The sequence below is a fragment of the Rhizobium sp. B21/90 genome, assembly GCF_019355815.1.
Classification (GTDB): domain Bacteria; phylum Pseudomonadota; class Alphaproteobacteria; order Rhizobiales; family Rhizobiaceae; genus Rhizobium; species Rhizobium rhododendri.
Genome location: NZ_CP072162.1, coordinates 1,661,288 through 1,677,334 on the forward strand (window position 1 = coordinate 1,661,288; position 16,047 = coordinate 1,677,334).

At 59.7% G+C, this 16,047-nt stretch carries 17 protein-coding genes; 10 read left to right on the forward strand and 7 right to left on the reverse strand.

Annotation, left to right across the window (positions count from 1 at the left end; all coding sequences use genetic code 11):
- Positions 1–26: 26 nt before the first annotated feature.
- The 3 genes from J5278_RS07915 to J5278_RS07925 all read left to right on the forward strand — a co-directional run bounded on the left by J5278_RS07915 (position 27) and on the right by J5278_RS07925 (position 5,451).
- The gene (locus tag J5278_RS07915; protein WP_209184248.1) at positions 27–1,133 is read left to right on the forward strand and encodes an aldo/keto reductase; all 1,107 of its coding nucleotides are present in this window, start codon (positions 27–29) and stop codon (positions 1,131–1,133) included.
- 198 nt (positions 1,134–1,331) lie between these two features.
- Positions 1,332–3,260 carry a methyl-accepting chemotaxis protein gene (locus J5278_RS07920; RefSeq protein WP_209184246.1) on the forward strand — a complete coding sequence of 643 codons (1,929 nt, stop codon included), beginning with the start codon at positions 1,332–1,334 and terminating at the stop codon, positions 3,258–3,260.
- 340 nt (positions 3,261–3,600) lie between these two features.
- Entirely contained in the window at positions 3,601–5,451 is a 1,851-nt protein-coding gene (locus tag J5278_RS07925; RefSeq protein WP_209184244.1) for a methyl-accepting chemotaxis protein, read from the forward strand.
- Positions 5,452–5,636: 185 nt separating this feature from the next.
- Here the strand turns inward: J5278_RS07925 and J5278_RS07930 are convergent, their stop codons facing one another.
- Together J5278_RS07930 and J5278_RS30905 are read right to left on the reverse strand one after the other, a co-directional pair.
- A complete protein-coding gene (locus J5278_RS07930) occupies positions 5,637–6,005 on the reverse strand; it encodes a response regulator (protein ID WP_209184239.1) in 369 nt (122 codons plus the stop codon).
- 168 nt (positions 6,006–6,173) lie between these two features.
- Entirely contained in the window at positions 6,174–7,787 is a 1,614-nt protein-coding gene (locus J5278_RS30905) for a tlde1 domain-containing protein (protein WP_247749113.1), read from the reverse strand.
- Between the two features lie 342 nt (positions 7,788–8,129).
- Here J5278_RS30905 and J5278_RS07940 point away from each other — a divergent pair, with 342 nt between their 5' ends.
- The 6 genes from J5278_RS07940 to J5278_RS07965 all read left to right on the forward strand — a co-directional run bounded on the left by J5278_RS07940 (position 8,130) and on the right by J5278_RS07965 (position 11,299).
- Entirely contained in the window at positions 8,130–8,546 is a 417-nt protein-coding gene (locus tag J5278_RS07940) for a hypothetical protein (RefSeq protein WP_142823261.1), read from the forward strand.
- 112 nt (positions 8,547–8,658) lie between these two features.
- A complete protein-coding gene (locus tag J5278_RS07945; RefSeq protein ID WP_162854782.1) occupies positions 8,659–8,820 on the forward strand; it encodes a hypothetical protein in 162 nt (53 codons plus the stop codon).
- Between the two features lie 145 nt (positions 8,821–8,965).
- Positions 8,966–9,316: a CAP-Gly domain protein gene (locus tag J5278_RS07950; RefSeq protein ID WP_142823260.1), complete on the forward strand. Its 351-nt coding sequence runs from the start codon at positions 8,966–8,968 to the stop codon at positions 9,314–9,316.
- 95 nt (positions 9,317–9,411) lie between these two features.
- On the forward strand, positions 9,412–9,843 hold the full coding sequence (locus J5278_RS07955; protein ID WP_142823259.1) for a pyridoxamine 5'-phosphate oxidase family protein: 432 nt from the start codon (positions 9,412–9,414) through the stop codon (positions 9,841–9,843).
- A gap of 134 nt (positions 9,844–9,977) precedes the next feature.
- Positions 9,978–10,334, forward strand: a complete 357-nt coding sequence (locus J5278_RS07960) for a hypothetical protein (RefSeq protein ID WP_209184238.1) — start codon at positions 9,978–9,980, stop codon at positions 10,332–10,334.
- A gap of 260 nt (positions 10,335–10,594) precedes the next feature.
- Positions 10,595–11,299, forward strand: a complete 705-nt coding sequence (locus J5278_RS07965) for a hypothetical protein (RefSeq protein ID WP_142823257.1) — start codon at positions 10,595–10,597, stop codon at positions 11,297–11,299.
- A 6-nt stretch (positions 11,300–11,305) separates the two neighbouring features.
- Here J5278_RS07965 and J5278_RS07970 read toward each other — a convergent pair whose 3' ends face one another.
- From J5278_RS07970 to J5278_RS07985, 4 genes are all read right to left on the reverse strand, one after another.
- Entirely contained in the window at positions 11,306–12,016 is a 711-nt protein-coding gene (locus J5278_RS07970; RefSeq protein WP_209184237.1) for a LuxR C-terminal-related transcriptional regulator, read from the reverse strand.
- A 150-nt stretch (positions 12,017–12,166) separates the two neighbouring features.
- Positions 12,167–12,358 carry a hypothetical protein gene (locus J5278_RS07975; RefSeq protein WP_374108584.1) on the reverse strand — a complete coding sequence of 64 codons (192 nt, stop codon included), beginning with the start codon at positions 12,356–12,358 and terminating at the stop codon, positions 12,167–12,169.
- A gap of 294 nt (positions 12,359–12,652) precedes the next feature.
- Complete coding sequence (locus tag J5278_RS07980) at positions 12,653–12,949, reverse strand: hypothetical protein (protein WP_209184233.1); 297 nt, start codon at positions 12,947–12,949, stop codon at positions 12,653–12,655.
- Positions 12,950–13,036: 87 nt separating this feature from the next.
- Positions 13,037–14,002, reverse strand: a complete 966-nt coding sequence (locus J5278_RS07985) for a polysaccharide lyase (RefSeq protein ID WP_209184228.1) — start codon at positions 14,000–14,002, stop codon at positions 13,037–13,039.
- Positions 14,003–14,156: 154 nt separating this feature from the next.
- On the opposite strand from J5278_RS07985, the gene J5278_RS07990 reads away from it, so the two are divergent.
- Positions 14,157–14,651, forward strand: a complete 495-nt coding sequence (locus J5278_RS07990) for a heme-degrading domain-containing protein (RefSeq protein WP_209184227.1) — start codon at positions 14,157–14,159, stop codon at positions 14,649–14,651.
- Positions 14,652–14,705: 54 nt separating this feature from the next.
- Here J5278_RS07990 and J5278_RS07995 read toward each other — a convergent pair whose 3' ends face one another.
- The gene (locus tag J5278_RS07995; protein WP_209187497.1) at positions 14,706–15,953 is read right to left on the reverse strand and encodes an AGE family epimerase/isomerase; all 1,248 of its coding nucleotides are present in this window, start codon (positions 15,951–15,953) and stop codon (positions 14,706–14,708) included.
- Between the last annotated feature and the right edge of the window lie 94 nt (positions 15,954–16,047).

The window sequence follows — 16,047 nt, forward strand, 5'->3', positions numbered from 1 at the left end:
AGACGTCAAACCGGAAGGATATTCCCATGGATCTCACCAGCTATCGCACGCTCGGACGTTCGGGCCTCATCGTCAGCCCTCTTGCGCTCGGCACCATGACATTCGGCGCCGGGCGCTGGGGTTCGGGCAGCAAGGCATCGCGCGAGCTTTTCGATACCTACATCGCTGCCGGCGGCAACTTCTTCGATACGGCGGATGTCTATTCCGGCGGGCGCAGCGAGGAGATGCTGGGGGAGTTTGTCGCGGAGGCGGGATTGCGCGACCGGGTGGTGATCGCAACGAAGTCGGGCTTTTCCCGGAGCCAGGGCACGCCTCTCCATGGCGGCAATGGTGCCAAGAACATCCGGCTCGGCATCGAGGGATCGCTGAGACGGCTGCAGACCGACTATATCGATATGTACTGGATCCATGTCTGGGATCGCACGACGCCTGCAGAAGAGGTGCTGCTTTCGCTGACAGATGCGGTCCGGAGCGGAAAGATCCTGCATTACGGTTTCTCGAACACGCCGGCCTGGTATGTCGCCAAGCTCGCGACGCTGGCTGCTGCCCATGGCCTGCCGGTGCCCATCGGCCTGCAATATGCCTATTCGCTCGTTGATCGCGGCGTCGAACTCGACATTCTTCCCGCGGCTGCCGAACTCGGAATGGACCTCGTGCCATGGAGCCCGCTTGCTGCGGGTCTGCTGACCGGCAAATACGGCCGCGACATGCTGAGCCGTGCCGGGCCGGCTGGGGCAATTCCGGACACCGCCGGCGATGGCGGCGAGGGCGAAAGCGATGGCCGCCTCAACGGTGACAATCCGTTCGGGGGGCTCCTGTTTACCGAGCAGAACTTCGCGGTGGTCGATGTGCTGACGGAGGTTGCGGCCGAACTGGGCCGGCCGATGGCGGCGGTCGCTCTCGCCTGGCTCATGCAGCGTCCGGGCGTTGGCTCCGTGCTCGTCGGGGCGAGCCGCGCCGGACAACTCACGGAAAACATAGCCTCGCTCGAGATCGTACTGACGGGGGATCACCTTCATCGCCTCGATTCGATCGGTGCGCCGCCGGCGTTCAACCCGTATTTCATCTTCGATCTGCCGAAAGAGGTGATTTTCGGCGGCACGACCGTGCGTTCCTGGGTGAGGCCCGCCTGAGCCGGAATCGGGGCCGGCAACCGGCCCCGATCAACGCCTGTGCCCGAAAGCAGCATAGATTCAGTATCGAATAGTCAATGCGTAGTGCGTTGCAGAAACGCCTTTATACTTTACAAGTAGTTTATATTATAATTAACGATTGTCCGATATTTTCTTGACAGTTGGTATTTCCAGCAGCAGCGAATCGGGGTCAAGAGTATGAAACTTTCTGTCGCAACGAAGCTTTTAGGCATATTTTCGGTGTCTGTGGCCATGACCGCCGGACTAGGTTTTTTTGCGGTTTATTCTCTCGATTCTATTCAAATGAAAAACCATGTCATCATTGAAAAGCGCATTCCGGGTTTCATTCTTCTTGGGCAGATGAATGCTGACATCGGCGATGTTCGCATTTATCAAAGCGCCGTACTGAACGCTCCAGCGGAGCAGCGCCAGAAGTTCTCAGATATACTGAAGACTGCAATCGATAAGGTCGAGAATGACATCCGCACCTATGAGCCGCTTCTGGTAGACAAGGAAGACATCGAGCTGTTTGCCACGCTGAAGCGCAACTGGAGCGCAGGCCTGCAGTCTTGGGGTGAAGTGGGCAATCTCGCAAAGAATGCCAAAGCGGATGAGGCGAGAGCGCTGTTCTATGGCAAGGCGCTCACCGACTATAGCTCGGCCGGCGACGCCGTTCAGGCAGCTGTCGATGACATCGCCATGAACACCAAGGACGAAGGCGCCGCTACGTTGCACACCATCTCCTTCGCGTCTGATGTCACCTACGCGTGCCTTGGGCTTGCTCTCCTTCTCGGCATTGCCTCTGCGCTCTTTGCCATAATGAACGTCTCGCGTCCGCTTGCCGGCATCAACACCTCGATGCGCAAGCTTTCGGAAGGCGACACGGATTCGGAAATTCCCTTTGCCCGCCGGGCCGATGAAATCGGCCAGATGGCCGGCGCGGTCGAAATCTTCCGTCAGGCAGCGATTTCCAACAATCGCCTGGAACGCGAGGCGGAAGACAACAGGCGGCAGGCTGAAATCGACCGGATCGAGGGTCAGCGCCGGGCTGAAGAAGAAGCGGCCGAACGTCTGCGCATCGCAACCTCGGGCCTTGCAGATGGTCTGAAGCGCCTCGCAGCAGGTGACCTGTCCTTCCAGCTAACGGAAGCATTTTCTCCGGATTTCGATGCCTTGCGCCACGACTTCAACCGGTCGGTCGAGCAGCTCGGCGGCGCCCTGTCGTCCATCACCACCAGCGTATCCAGCATGGGCAACGGCACTCGCGAGATTGCAGCCGGCGCCAACGATCTGTCGAAGCGGACGGAGCAACAGGCTGCCGCGATCGAGGAGACCGCTGCGGCCGTTGAGGAAATCACCGTCAACGTGGCTAACTCCGCCAAGCGCACCGAAGATGCACGCGACGTGGCGTCTCGCGCCAACGAGTCCGCTGGAAAGTCTGCTGAAGTCGTTTCGCGGGCCGAAGAGGCAATGGAGAAGATCGAGACTTCTTCGCAGCAGATTTCCAACATCATCGGCGTCATCGACGAAATCGCCTTCCAGACCAACCTGCTGGCATTGAATGCCGGCGTCGAGGCAGCCCGTGCCGGCGAGGCAGGCAAGGGGTTCGCCGTGGTAGCGCAGGAGGTTCGCGAGCTTGCCCAGCGTTCGGCGCAGGCAGCCAAGGAAATCAAGGGTCTAATCCATAGCTCTTCGTCCGAAGTCGCAAACGGCGTGAAGCTGGTGCGCGATGCCGGCGATGCCCTGAAAACCATCGGGCAGTTCATCGTCGAGATTAACGGCCACATGGACTCGATCGCCACGTCTGCAAAAGAGCAGGCCACCGGGCTCCACGAAGTCAATCAGGCCGTGAACTCGATGGACCAGACGACACAGCAGAATGCCGCGATGGTGGAGCAGTCGACCGCCGCGTCGAATACGCTCGCCAACGAGGCCAATACGCTTCTCGAACTCGTCAGCCAGTTCAAGCTCGAAGGTGTCAGGAATACACAGTCATCGGCGCTCAGGCAGACGGCGCAGGCCATGGCTGCTCCGGCGCGTCAGTCCCGCCCGGCGGCGCAGTTCGCCGCACCACGCAAGATGGCAGCAGGCGGCGGCAGTTCAGGCGCCAGCTGGGAAGAGTTCTAAGCGCATCGCATTTCTGTGAAGGGATTTCGGAACCGGACGGTGGAGCAGCGATCTGCTCCACCGTCCGGCACCCTTTAAGCCACCGGGTTGTTCTTCCCGTGATCAAGGCCGGCGCGCTCGCGAAGATTGCCTCTTGCTAAAATACATGTGTTTACAGCGTATTGACGCTCGCATATCGGAGCGTGTAGTCGGTTCGGACGATCCTCAATGCGTGGCTGCATTGCCGTCCGCCGGCCGGAGAATTACTGGAATCGTTAAGGATCCGGGGGCACGGACGCCGCTAAGTGCATAATTTATTGAGATTTGAATGCCAGTCTTCGATTAAATGAGGACTCCCTAAATGAAAATCAATCTTTCCCGCACCTTGCTGCTGTTCGGGCTGGTCGTCGGCGCCGGCCTCTTCGTGTCCATCGGTCTTCAGACCTATGCGATCGAGAAGCTCAAGGTGAACGGACCGATCTACAAGTCGATCGTCGAGGGCAAGGATCTGGTTGCCGACATCCTGCCGCCGCCTCTTTACCTGATAGAGTCCTACATGCTGGCAAACGAGATCGGCAGCAACCCCGATCTCTATGCGGTCAATGCCGGAAAGATACGGTCGCTGAGGAAGGACTACGACGAGCGTCGTGCGTACTGGCGTGCATCCGGGCTCCCTGATGAAATCAAGAACGAGCTGGAGAACGATGTTCTCGCCAAGGGAGACGTTTTCTGGAAGGTCATGGACGAGCGCTTTCTGTCTACCGACAGCTCGGTTGACAGGCATGCGGCTCTGATGGAGCTGAAAGACACGTTCCATGCACATGAGGCGGCAGTCCTCAAGCTGGTGAAGATGTCAGACGCGCTGTCGGCAGCGCAGGAGGCCGAAACCGCCCGCATGTCGTCCAGCCTGATGTCGCTGGCGCTCGGTGCTGGTGGCCTGTCGGTCGTGGTGTTCCTGGCTGGCCTCGTCACCATCCGGCAGAGAGCGATCCAGCCGATCACCAAAATGACGACAGCCATGTCGAAGATGGCGGGCGGCAATCTCGACGAGGCTGCCCCTTACGCCGACCGGACCGACGAGATCGGTGCGATGTCTGCGGCGCTCAATGTCTTCCGGACGGCAGGCCTCGAAAATCGAAGCTTGCACGATCAGGCGGAGGCCTCGAGAGCCCAGACCGAAACCGAGCGGCGCGGTCGCGAGGCCGAGCGGCTGGAAGAATCCAGGCAAGTCAAGATGGTGATCGACGCCCTTGGCGCCGGGCTTGGCCGGCTTGCCCAATGCAACATGCAGACGACGATCGATTCAAGCTTCAGCGAGCAGTTCGAACCGCTGCGTGCCGACTTCAACAATTCGCTGGCAAACTTCCAGACGACGCTGGAAGAAGTGCTGCAGAAGACCCGGCTGGTGCACGGCAACGGAACCGAGATGCAGGAGGCTGCGCACAGCCTGTCCAAGCGTACTGAAGAGCAGGCTTCGGCGCTGGAAGAGACTTCCGCAGCACTGGAAGAAGTGACTGCTACCGTACGGTCCTCGTCGGAGCGGAGCCTCGAGACGCGTCACCTCGTTGCCGATGCCAAGCAGTGTGCGCATACCTCGATCATGACCGTGCAGGAATCGGTTGCTGCCATGAACCGCATCCAGGCGGCGTCGGGAGAAATTACGCAGATCATCGGCGTCATCGACGAAATCGCTTTCCAGACGAACCTGCTGGCTTTGAACGCGGGCGTAGAGGCGGCGCGGGCGGGAGATCAGGGCAAGGGCTTCGCTGTCGTTGCCCATGAGGTGCGCGAACTGGCGCAGCGCTCGGCCAAGGCTGCAAAAGAGATCAAAGCGCTCATCGTCAACTCGTCCAACGAGGTCTCGACCGGCGTCCGTCTGGTGGGAGAGACCGGCATTGCCTTGCGCAAGATCGAAGGCTTTGTCTCCGAGATTGACGCCAAGGTGGAAGCCATCGCCACCTCCAGCGTCGAGCAGGCGACGGGCCTCCAGGAAATCAGTTCGGCCGTCAACGCGCTGGACCAGATGACACAGAGAAACGCCGCCATGGCCGAAGAGACGACAGCTCTCAGCAACGAATTGTTCTCCGGGTCCAGCGTGCTGACGGAGCTCGTCGGCCGCTTCAAGCTCAACCGCACAACCACCCTCCGCCACGCCGATGCCGAGATGGATGACCTTGCCCCTGCCGCCAGGCGCCAGCTGCGGCGCGCCTGAGGAAGCACAGTCCGAGGGTTCAATCGCCTGCGCACGGATACGACCTCCGTGCGCAGTCCGCCGTTCTCCCGGAGAGGCCGGCACAAATCACGATGTGAGTGTTAGGCCCCGGCAGCAAACTGCGTGACTGTATGCCCCGACATTAAGTCGGTTCGACTTTCCGACAGTGCGCTGGTGCGTGCTTGCTAAGCGGCCAGCATCTGGCTGAGATTGTTGATAATCGTTTCCGGATGGTAGGGCTTGCCGACGAAACGGCTGGCCGCGGGCAGGTCGGATGGCTGGACGTTGCAACGACCGGAGGTGACGATGATCTTGGTGTCCGGCCATTGCATCGACACCACGGCTGCAAGCTTCAGTCCATCCATCGACCCCGGCATATCGACATCCGTAAAGACAGCACAGATTTCTGGATGGGCGGTCAAGACAGCCACGGCATTTGCGACATTCGGGGCTTCGAGAACCTCAAAACCAGCATCCTCGAGTGCGCAGACGATGTCGAGGCGGATCAGCGCTTCGTCCTCGACGACCAAGACCGTCATTCTGTCGCTTGCCATTCCTGGCTCCTGTCCGTTGCTCTGTCTCGATCTAAACGCAGGTACTTGGATTTCGATACAGGCGCATCGCAGATATATCAGGACATGTTTAATTAAATCCGAAGGAAGTGCCGGCGGACCTTAACGTAGTCGTCCCGGCCGTCGCGTGGATCGGCTGGGACGAAGCGCTTAACGCGAGGCGATACGGCCGGGGGCGACCGAGAGGTGGGGAACCACCAGCAGGCGGTTGACTTCGCCGCGCTTGAAGGCTGCGAGGAAGCGGCGGTAATCCTTGAAGGAGACGCAGCCGTTGGAATCGCCACGGCGGCCGAGCATGTAGGTGTGGGCCAGCAGCCCGTCCCGACCGTAGATGGCGCGCGGGTCGACGGGGTTGAGGCGGATCGCCTCGACGCCGTGGAACAGCGATTCGCGCATCGTCAGGTCATAGGTGTGCGGTGGCGTCGGGCCACGGTTCTTCTGGTTGACGTAGCGCGGGTTGTCGATCATCTGGCCAAGCCCGGAATGGGCCTCAAGCTGCTCTCCATTGGGCAGGTACACGCGGGCCGCCGAGATATCGTAGATCGCAACGCGTGTGCGGGCGTTCGGCAACGAGGTCGGTGCCTTGAAGACCGGCTCGTTGTCCATCCCTGCATCGTCAGGACGGGCGTAGGCGAGCAGCACCTTGGAGGGGCGGGTCAGCTTTGCGGCCGGCGTCGTTGCCGCATCCGGCGAAGGGGCCGGGCGCATGGTTGGCAGCGGAATGCTCGACATCAGCATGTCATCAGCGGAAGACGTGCCAGACGAATCGCCGGAAGCGGTCGGCATGACCAGTCCGAAGGTCTGTTCGACAGCGACGTTTGCGCGCCGTGCATCGGGCTCGACCATGGCAGCGGCGCTGGACGGAAGACCGTCGTCGTTTTCAGCGGGGCGCTGCTGCGGCACGATCTCACGGGTGGAGACAACTGTCGGACGGGCAGGCTTTGCGGCGGCCTGCGGGCGTTGTGCTGGCACGAGGGCCGTCGCGTCGCGTGCGGGAGCAGGCGTCGGGTCGATCATTGCCATCTGGACAGGCCGGTCTGCGGCTGACGCTGTCGCTGCCGTCGTCGGGTTGGGCATAGGTGTCGGAATTTGCGAGCCAGGGCCTGTCGGCGCGGCGCTGGCAAGCGCCAGCCTGTCGTCGCGTGAGGTCACGGGGAGGGCAGGAGCCGAGGCTGTCAATGCGCGTTCGCTGGTCGCTGCGGCGCGGTCGAGATCGACGCTTGCCGTGCGGACGGCGGCGGCATCGGCTGTTCCGGCCGGCACGGCGGCCAATGCCACTTTCAGGGCGGCCATGACGTCGGCAGGCAACGGGCGCCCCGACTTTGCGAGCGCATGGGAAGACTGGCCTGCATCGGCGATCTCGGTCGGTGCATGTACGACGCGGTCGCTCTTGGCAATGACGGAGTAGCTCGGGGCGAGGGCGGCCATTTCGGCAGCGATTGCCGAGCGATGGGCTTTGGCGAGCGCGAGAGCATTGATGCCGGCGGGGTCGAGGGTCGCAAGCCGCAGGCTTGGATGGCCGACAGGCTGCGACGCTGCTCGTGCCACCAGCGCTGGGCCGGATTTCTGCAGGATGGGAGAGCCTGCTGCGTAGGGGCCGACGACGCCCTGAAGAGCGAAGGCGGTGGCTACTACCCAGGAAAAGGCGACCACGCCGGTGCCGATCATCACGGTGCCGACCGTCATGACGCGGGACGAGCCTTTCTTGCCGGCCTTTCCTGCCCTGGGACTGACGTCCCTAAACGTCTCGATCGCAAACGCCATGATACTCGTTCCACACTGATACACACTCGGGCGGCCAGGCGATCCGGATTGCCGGAGCCTGTGCTGGTGGTCAGCTAGACGATGTTCGTCTCCGCTGCTTCCCGCCGCTCGTCTCAAAGAATGAAGAATCTTGGTAACTAAACCCTTTACGCGGTGAATATTAGAAGCCTCTGCCGCAAATTTCTGTCCGTCGCGGCTCAAGAGCGGCACCTTGGCGTTCGTTTTTGGAACAGTTCGGCCGTCTTGACCGTTGCGCCATTCCGGACCGGGTGGTTAATATGACGGTACGATGACGACGCGCTGCATAGGCAATCCGTGCGGCCGAAATATGGGAGAAAAGAAATGGAAAGACGGCTTTTCCTGGCGTTCTGCGCGCTTGTGGCCGTTCCCATGACGGCTTCTGCCCAGCCGCACAGCATCGGCAAGGCGCTGACGGCATGCATCGTGCAGGCTGCCGAAGAAAACAGGCCCGTGGTTCTCGGCAAGGATAAGCCCGTGGCGCAGATTGCCTGCGATGACGACGGCGCCAGGTATTTCTACGACGCGCTCGAAACCCTTGGTGCCGAGACCAGCGATACGTCCGCCGCTGGCGTTACGCTGATCACGCGCCGTTTCGGAAGCGAAGGAGGGCCCGGAGCCTCGCGTTGCCAGCGGAAAGTCAGTGCTTCCGGAAGCTCGAGGGACGAAGACTATCACTGCTGGATCGACCTCGACGTCAACGACACGGTGCTGACGGGCTGGACGGGAAGTCGCCACTGACCTCTCGCTGATGTCGCCGCGCGCCAGACCTTAACAAGCTTTGCACAAGCCATGCCGCCTATGACTCTTCGAAGACGCCGGGATGTGACGCGGCGGGAAAAAGGACAATGATATGTCGAACGAAACAGAGACTTACCGCGACCCCAAGGATTCCACTGTCGCTCTTTTCCTGATGGACAATGATGCAGACAAACTGACGGACATTCTGGTCGCTGCCCTCAGCGAAGCCTTTCGTATTCTTGGCGAGGACGTTCCCTCCGACAGCATTCACTGATCGCCGACAGCGGCCAATTTTTAAGCGCAACGTTTGCGCCGGTCGGCAAAATGCCATAAATTATGCGATAAGGCTGTCAACTTGCAGCTGCGGTTTTCTTCACCGGCAGCACAAGGCGACGATAGTTTTCTTGCATGAGGATGAGATGAACGATTTTTACGTCGGCCAGAAAGTCGTCTGTATCGACGATAAGTTCAAGAACGTGTCGATCGACCAGCTGATCCGCAAGGACGAGATCTATACGATCCGCTGGGTTGGCATGTATTCGCACTACATCGACGGCGAATTTCTCGGCATCAAGGTAGCCGAGATCTTCCGTGGGGACGATGACGGTCCGGAAGGCTATGGTGCTGCCGACATGCCTTATCGCGCCTCCCGTTTCCGGCCACTGGTGGAAGACAAGATCAGCTCGCTGCGCAAGCTGCTGGCACCGACACCCGATGCCCCGGTCGAGCCCCAGAAGAAGGCGCCCGTCAAGAAGACCGAAAAAGTCTGAACCGACGGTATATCGGCATTTATAGCCTCCGACTGCCTGAACCTTCACCGCATGAACACGTTAGACGTGTTCATGCAACCTGGAGGACTGTCGGGATGAGCGAAATGACTTTGAAAGACCTGGCCGAAAAGATGCGCGATATCGATATCGCCATGCTCCTGACGCATGCCGAAAACGGTACAATTGCCGGGCGGCCGATGAGCAATAACGGCGATGTCGACTACGATGGCGACAGCTATTACTTCACCTGGGAAGAGGCCAAGATGGTCGCCGACATCGAGGCCAATCCAAAGGTGTCGCTGACATTTCAAGGCGAGAAGTCTTTCGCGGTCGCTGTAGAAGGCGAAGCAGCGCTGATCCGCGACAAGGCACGATTTGCCGAGCACTGGACGAGCGAGCTGGACGTCTGGTTCCAGGACGGTGTGGATACCCCGGGCGTTGTGATGATCCACGTCCATGCCGAACGCGTCCATTACTGGGACGGGGAGGATCAAGGCGAGGTTCAGGTTCCGGAGGACGATCAGTAGCCTCGTGAGGGACAATCGGGCGCATACCTGCAGATTACACAACCTTACGTCTTGTCGGATGTTGCCTGCACCCTATGTCATTCCCATCGCGCTCCTTGAGAAATGAGCGGCGATAACGCCGAATTGGAGTACCGATGAAGAAAATTTTTACAGGTTTTGCTGCAGCAGCGCTTGCTGCGATGGTTGGCCTTTCCGGAGTTGCGCCGGCTTCTGCCGCGCCGCTGCCTGCCATGACAATGGCTGGTGGCTCTGACGTTACGACTGTCCAGTACAATCCCGATGCGCCACCGCTTCGTCGCATGAACCGCGATCGCCGCAGCCCACCTGGTTACCGCAACGATGAACGCCCTGGCTTCCGACGCGGTCCTCCGCGCGATCGTCGCGGCAATTGGAACGGTTATCGTGGCTATGAGCAACGCCGTCCCGGCTATCGCCGCCACAGCGATGGTTTCTGGTATCCATCGGGCGCGTTCCGTATCCGGATCCAGTAATCAATATCAGCTTCAGCGACTACAAAGGCGACCTCAGGGTCGCCTTTTTTTCCGTCAATTTTGTCGAATTTGGGCGTTGCTTGCCTATCAATGGCGCCTGTCCGATCATCACAGTTTGCTAACCATCAACCGACGTGGGAGACACAACTTGACGTTGGCACGGTAAATCTACGGTGCCAATCGGCCGTCGCATTAAGATTTCGTCCATAGCATCCCAACAGAGCGCAACTAGACTGCTCGGGAAAACAAGGGGAATTGCAGTGTCTGACAAGAAGGCCGCCGAAAAGCTACAATACGGAAATCGCTTCGGAAACGACATCGTAAAGTTGGCGAATGCCTCCCTCAGCCTTGCCTCCCAATCTTCCGAATCCGAAATCGCAGCTGCGAAATACGCCCGATGGTTCAGCAACGGCGAGGTAATACCGGAGCCATCCGAGACGTCACGAGCGCGTTTCCGCAAGATCCTGCCGACAATGGACGCCATCGAGGTTGCGTCGGCGACGCGCGAAAACCTGTCGATCCTTGGGAACGACGCGCATGATCTTTTTTCCGATCGACTGCCGGCCAACAACCGGATGAGGAAAGCGAACCGCTCCAGCGTGCTGCCTTCCATCCCCTATCTCGGCAGCTGCAAGTTCGGCGAAGTGGTGGTCGGCCAGTCGTCCGCGAGCTATTCGGTGCTGCAGCTTTTCATCGCCAATTTCGACGGGGAATTCGACACCTCCGCCGGTGCAAGCTTCTACAAGCCGAATAGTCGCGAATTCGACCAGATGTTTTTTGGCGTGCATGTCGTGGTTGATCGGGATGGTAATCCGCTGGGTTTCGATCGCAAGCGCGGCGTCGACGGTATCGCATTCAAGACGAAGGATCTGAACAAGGCGCTTTACAATGTTGCCGCCGCTGCCACCGGCCTTTCGATGGAGCAACTGAAGGCAAGGGCGCAGGCGGCTGCGCGCAAGAGGTAGGCCGCGCTAGTCTTCCCTTTGGCCCGCATCGATAATCCGGTCTTCCGCCATGCGGCGGTCCATGTGGATGGAGAAAAGCTTGGCGGTGAGATGGACGACGTTGCGCGCCTCATAGCGGATCTTCATCTTGTCGATCCGGTGCTCGATGGTCCGCTGCGACAAGCCAAGCTCCACGGCGATTTCCCTGGCGGTCTCGCCCTCCATCAGCAGTTGGATGATGACTTCGTCAACCGGGTCCAGCTTGGCGTCAACAGGCGCCTTGAAAAGGAAACGGCCTTCGGTGAACGATACGCACCATTCCGCCCGGTCGTTGGTCTTTTGAGGAATCAGCAAACGGTCGTAGCCGACATTGATGCCAGCAATTTTTGTCAGGACCAGATCGATCAAGGGCTTTCGCAGCGAAAGCGCGCGGCTGTAATGGGGGATGACGGCGTCGAGGAGGTAGGTCCTGTCTGGCAAGTTCCTCAACGGACCGTCGGGAAACATCTTTTTCAGATTGAGAATGCGACTGTTGATCCCGTAGGGCTTGATGCGCCGGAAATACCAGTCGAGAGGATCATCGCTTCTGGTGTCGATGAAGTTGAGCGACATCTTCAGAGACATGGCCTCGCTTATCGTGCCGCAAAACGTCTCCGGATCTTCTATCGGGCTGGTTGCATCCAGCCAGTTGTCGATCAGGGTCTGGGATATGGAATTGAAAGTCGATTTTGAAGTCATGCTAGGCTTACCGTAACGGCAAGCCCGCAGATTCGCATGGTTGATTTAACAATTATCAATCTGTCGCGTGGGTTGTTTTTTGCGACTGTTGCGCGAATATCTCACGTCAGGCCGAGACCCCGTGGTCCGACGTCGGTCAGCCCCTTAGGTTCATGCGTTGTGCAAAGCGCTGAGAAGATCTTCCTGCGTACGATGTCCCGCATGAAAGAGGTCGATTGCCCTGTTGGCTGCCGCAAGGCCGGCCTGGCTTGAAAGTTTAATTTCCCGTTCCGCACACCAAGCGTAGAGGGCACCGGCGAGAACGTCGACTTCTTCGGAGCAGATCGGCGTCTGGATCAGCATGGTCATATCGCCACCCTCTTGATGAAAGCACCCGCGATCAGGTGACGATCCCATAAAGCCGCGATTTTGCTAATATTCAAGCAAGACCGCGCGGGGGTGTTAATATCCTCCGAAAACGGGACACCCACCGTTCCGTAACGGTACATTACTGCTGTTTGGAAGGCGCTGCTGCCCCGGACTGGGGCAGATCGGTCCCTGGAATTTCAGGGACTTTTGGGACGACGAGAAGCAGCACAGTCAGGATGACGGCCAGCCCGACCATGGCTGCGAGGATGATTTGTGCGCGACGCGAGATCACTGGCGATTAAGCCTCGATGCTTCTATTGATGCGCTGATCAGTTCCTCGGCAAAGCTGAAGGCAGATTCTGCGTCCTCGCTGCCGAGCTTCAGTTCACCGCACTTCGCATGCATGGCGCGGCGAATTTCCTCCAGAAGAGCCTTGTCGACCTTCTGATCGCCTTCGCTGAGCGCGTGGGTGAGGGCGCATTGGGCCAAGATCTCCAGCACCGCGAGGCGACCTTCGATTTCCCCCAGCGACGGAATTGCATTTTTCGCGCTATCGCGAGCACAGTCACGGGTTGTGTTAAGCATAGCTATCGCCTCCTGATGACAACTTTACTAAACGCACCATGCGCGCAATGGTTCGCTCCTCCAAACAATTTCGTCGCTGTTTCGCCTTTAGTCTGCGGGACACAGCGATGCGTCGGCCAGAACATCCCTGCAGCGGGGCGAACGGCGGAAATCATCGTAATACATGGTCCATTCAGTAGTGTCCGCGTCGCGGTAAGGGCCGAACTTGAAATACTGGTTCCTGCCGAGACCTTTGTCCGCATGACCGATATGTCCCTTGACGGTGACAATCCATTTATCGTTGGCAAAAATCTCGATGCGGCCGGTGCCGTCTGGTCCGGGCTGGGTGTAGATGGCGAAATCGATCCAGCCTGAACCGGGCGTCGGCAGCTTGTTGCCGCGATCGGTGATGGTCATTGCATCCGTGCAACTGGTGAACTCGCCGCCGTCGCTCTTGGTCCAGGTGGCGTCTGTCGCGACGAGGGCACGCATCTGGTTGGTGTCGGGGCGGTACCAGACAGGCGTCTGGCCGGAAGCGCAGGATCCGGGATTTGCGCTTGGCGCACCCGTCGGCGGCGCGACATAGTTCGTCTCGACAGTCGCAAACAACTTGCCGTTGTTGAGGCGCAGGGCGAGGAAGGGGCTGAAGTCGCCCTTGGCCTCCGGGCCGATCTCGCGCTTCCACTGGGCAATCAGGTAACGATGGTCTCCTGATGGTATCGGATCGGCGAACTTGACCGCAAACCCGTACCAGACGCCTTGATCATAGGGGACGCGGTATTTGGTTTTTTCCCAGATCTCGGCGCGTTCGCTGCAATTTTCTTTGCCGGCTGCGCAATTCGGCTTGATGGTGAGTTTCAACGCGCCGCCGCCGCTTCGGCTCACCGCCGACTGGAACTGGTAGGTGCCTGCCTTCTGCTCGGCGTTATTGCGATAGTAGAGGTGACCGGCCGGGGCGAAATCTTTCCCGTCGAAGCCGTCGCGCAGCACTTGCTGACCGCCGTCTTCCGCCCGGGCGCTGGCAATCCGCGAGATCGCGGTCAGGATGGCCAGAAAGATGATCTTGGCGCGCATTAAGTCGGGCTCCGGCATATTTCGATTGTCGCATCATTGACGTGTACGCAGCGCCTCGGCAAGGGGCGGTGATTGGACAATCGAAGACAAGCCGGTGGACAAACAGCGCGCTTGGGGCTTGATTGCGTTCAGAGAAGACGAGGGAGTTCCGACCATGACCATTGACCACGATCTCAGCCGCATTGCCGTGCAGGAAGAAGTGCTGCGCTTCGACTCGTTCGATCTCTCCACCGCCTGGGTTCTTGGCAATCTGCTGCACGATCTGGCGCGCGAGCGCAATCTCGGCGTGGCCATCGACATCACCCTGCATTCGATGCCGGTATTCTACGTAGCGCTTGCCGGCTCGACGCCGGATAACGCCAACTGGATCCGCCGCAAGCGGGCGATGGTGCTGCGCTATTTCCGCAGCAGCTATGCCAGCGGTCTTGAATTGAAGAAGGCCGGCAAGACTGTCGAGAACAACGGACTGTCGTCGGCCGACTATGCGCCGCATGGCGGCAGCTTCCCGATCCACGTCATCGGCACAGGCTGCATCGGCGCCGTCACCGTCTCCGGCCTGCCACAGCGCGACGACCACAATCTGGTGGTCGAGGCGCTGGCACTGACGCTCGGGCATGAATTGCACAATCTCAGCCTGGCGACGGAATAGCCACGCGAAATGCGGCGCGGGACGGCATCGCCCCGCGTCGTCATCGAACTGCGATCAGAGCTTGCCGCAGGCTTCCGATATCACTTTGGTCAGGCTGCCGGTCGCCGGAAATAGCGGGATCAGGCAGGCTTGCAGGGCGTGGTAGATATCGCCCTTGCCGGTAAACAGCGTGTGGGCAGGGGCCAGATCTTCCGTCAGTTCCTCATGCCAGCCCCCGTTCTGACGGTCTATAAACGCCTTGCCGACGATATCCCAGATCTTGCGATAGCTCTGCTCGTGGAAGTCATCAGGCAGATGCGCGTTGAGATAGTGGGCAGCACCGGCTCCTTCGCAGGCCGGCCACCACAGCTTGTTGCGCTTGGCCGGGACATCCTCCCAATCGAGCGTGTAGAAAAAGCCACCGATCTCCTTGTCCCAGCCCAGTGACATGGACTGCGCAAACAGGTGGCGAGCCGCTTCCGGCATCCAGTCGTGGTGCTTGCCGCCCAGCGTCCAGAGCTGCAGCACGAGGCGTGCCCACTCCAGCCAGTGGCCGGGCGTCGTGCCGGACGGGCGGAACATCTCGTTGCCGCGATAGGTCTTGTCGAGTTGCCACTGGGCATCGAAATGCTCGGGCACGCGGAAGCCGACGACGGCTGCCTGCCGGCGGATGATGAGGTCGGCGATACGCTCGGCCTTGTCGAGGTATGACCTGTCGCCCGTCGCCTCGAACGCTGCCATCAGCGCCTCGGTCAGATGCATGTTGGAGTTCTGGCCATGGTAGTCACCGATCGGTGACCAATCCTGATTGAACTCTTCGGCGATGGCGCCGTGGCTGTCTTCCCAGAATTTCTCGTCGATTATTTTCGTTATGTCGGCGAGCATCTCGTCCGCCAGCGGATGGCCGACGGTCTTTGCCGATGATGCGGCGAGCAGCACGAAGGCGTGGCCGTAACCCTGCTTGCTGGCATCGACGGGACCGTCATTGTTGACAGTCCAGAAGTAGCCGCCATGGGTCTTGTCGCGGTGATGATGCCAGAGGTAGCTCATACCGTGGTCGATGATCTCGTCGGCCCCGGGCCGCCCCAGCAGGCTGGCGATCGAAAAGCAGTGGACCATGCGGGCTGACGAATGAATGCCGCGCACCGGGTTGTCGGCATCGAGCGGCTTGCCCGCATCGTCCATGTCGTAAAACCCGCCCTTCGGATTGACGGCGCGATACTGGAAGAAATCGAACAAGCCGTTGGCCTGATCGAGCAGCCAGCGGCGATGATAGTCGCGGTTGCTCCAGTTTCCCAGCGTGGCGGGTTCAGCTGCGATCATAAGTGTTTCCTCCGGGAGTCTATAGATGCCGAGCGCAGAGCGCGCCCTTGGCCGGGATTCTTAGTGTCAGTGATCCGACAAGAACAGAGCTGCG

What these genes read in the sequence shown, in the direction of transcription:
- J5278_RS07970 (WP_209184237.1), bottom strand. Translation starts at nt 12,016, where the DNA reads ATGACTTCAAAATCGACTTTCAATTCCATATCCCAGACCCTGATCGAC.
- J5278_RS07945 (WP_162854782.1), top strand. Translation starts at nt 8,659, where the DNA reads ATGTCGAACGAAACAGAGACTTACCGCGACCCCAAGGATTCCACTGTC.
- J5278_RS07940 (WP_142823261.1), top strand. Translation starts at nt 8,130, where the DNA reads ATGGAAAGACGGCTTTTCCTGGCGTTCTGCGCGCTTGTGGCCGTTCCC.
- J5278_RS07985 (WP_209184228.1), bottom strand. Translation starts at nt 14,002, where the DNA reads ATGCGCGCCAAGATCATCTTTCTGGCCATCCTGACCGCGATCTCGCGG.
- J5278_RS07915 (WP_209184248.1), top strand. Translation starts at nt 27, where the DNA reads ATGGATCTCACCAGCTATCGCACGCTCGGACGTTCGGGCCTCATCGTC.
- J5278_RS07975 (WP_374108584.1), bottom strand. Translation starts at nt 12,358, where the DNA reads ATGCTGATCCAGACGCCGATCTGCTCCGAAGAAGTCGACGTTCTCGCC.
- J5278_RS07925 (WP_209184244.1), top strand. Translation starts at nt 3,601, where the DNA reads ATGAAAATCAATCTTTCCCGCACCTTGCTGCTGTTCGGGCTGGTCGTC.
- J5278_RS07960 (WP_209184238.1), top strand. Translation starts at nt 9,978, where the DNA reads ATGAAGAAAATTTTTACAGGTTTTGCTGCAGCAGCGCTTGCTGCGATG.
- J5278_RS07955 (WP_142823259.1), top strand. Translation starts at nt 9,412, where the DNA reads ATGAGCGAAATGACTTTGAAAGACCTGGCCGAAAAGATGCGCGATATC.
- J5278_RS07980 (WP_209184233.1), bottom strand. Translation starts at nt 12,949, where the DNA reads ATGCTTAACACAACCCGTGACTGTGCTCGCGATAGCGCGAAAAATGCA.
- J5278_RS07930 (WP_209184239.1), bottom strand. Translation starts at nt 6,005, where the DNA reads ATGGCAAGCGACAGAATGACGGTCTTGGTCGTCGAGGACGAAGCGCTG.
- J5278_RS07920 (WP_209184246.1), top strand. Translation starts at nt 1,332, where the DNA reads ATGAAACTTTCTGTCGCAACGAAGCTTTTAGGCATATTTTCGGTGTCT.
- J5278_RS07950 (WP_142823260.1), top strand. Translation starts at nt 8,966, where the DNA reads ATGAACGATTTTTACGTCGGCCAGAAAGTCGTCTGTATCGACGATAAG.
- J5278_RS07995 (WP_209187497.1), bottom strand. Translation starts at nt 15,953, where the DNA reads ATGATCGCAGCTGAACCCGCCACGCTGGGAAACTGGAGCAACCGCGAC.
- J5278_RS07990 (WP_209184227.1), top strand. Translation starts at nt 14,157, where the DNA reads ATGACCATTGACCACGATCTCAGCCGCATTGCCGTGCAGGAAGAAGTG.
- J5278_RS30905 (WP_247749113.1), bottom strand. Translation starts at nt 7,787, where the DNA reads ATGGCGTTTGCGATCGAGACGTTTAGGGACGTCAGTCCCAGGGCAGGA.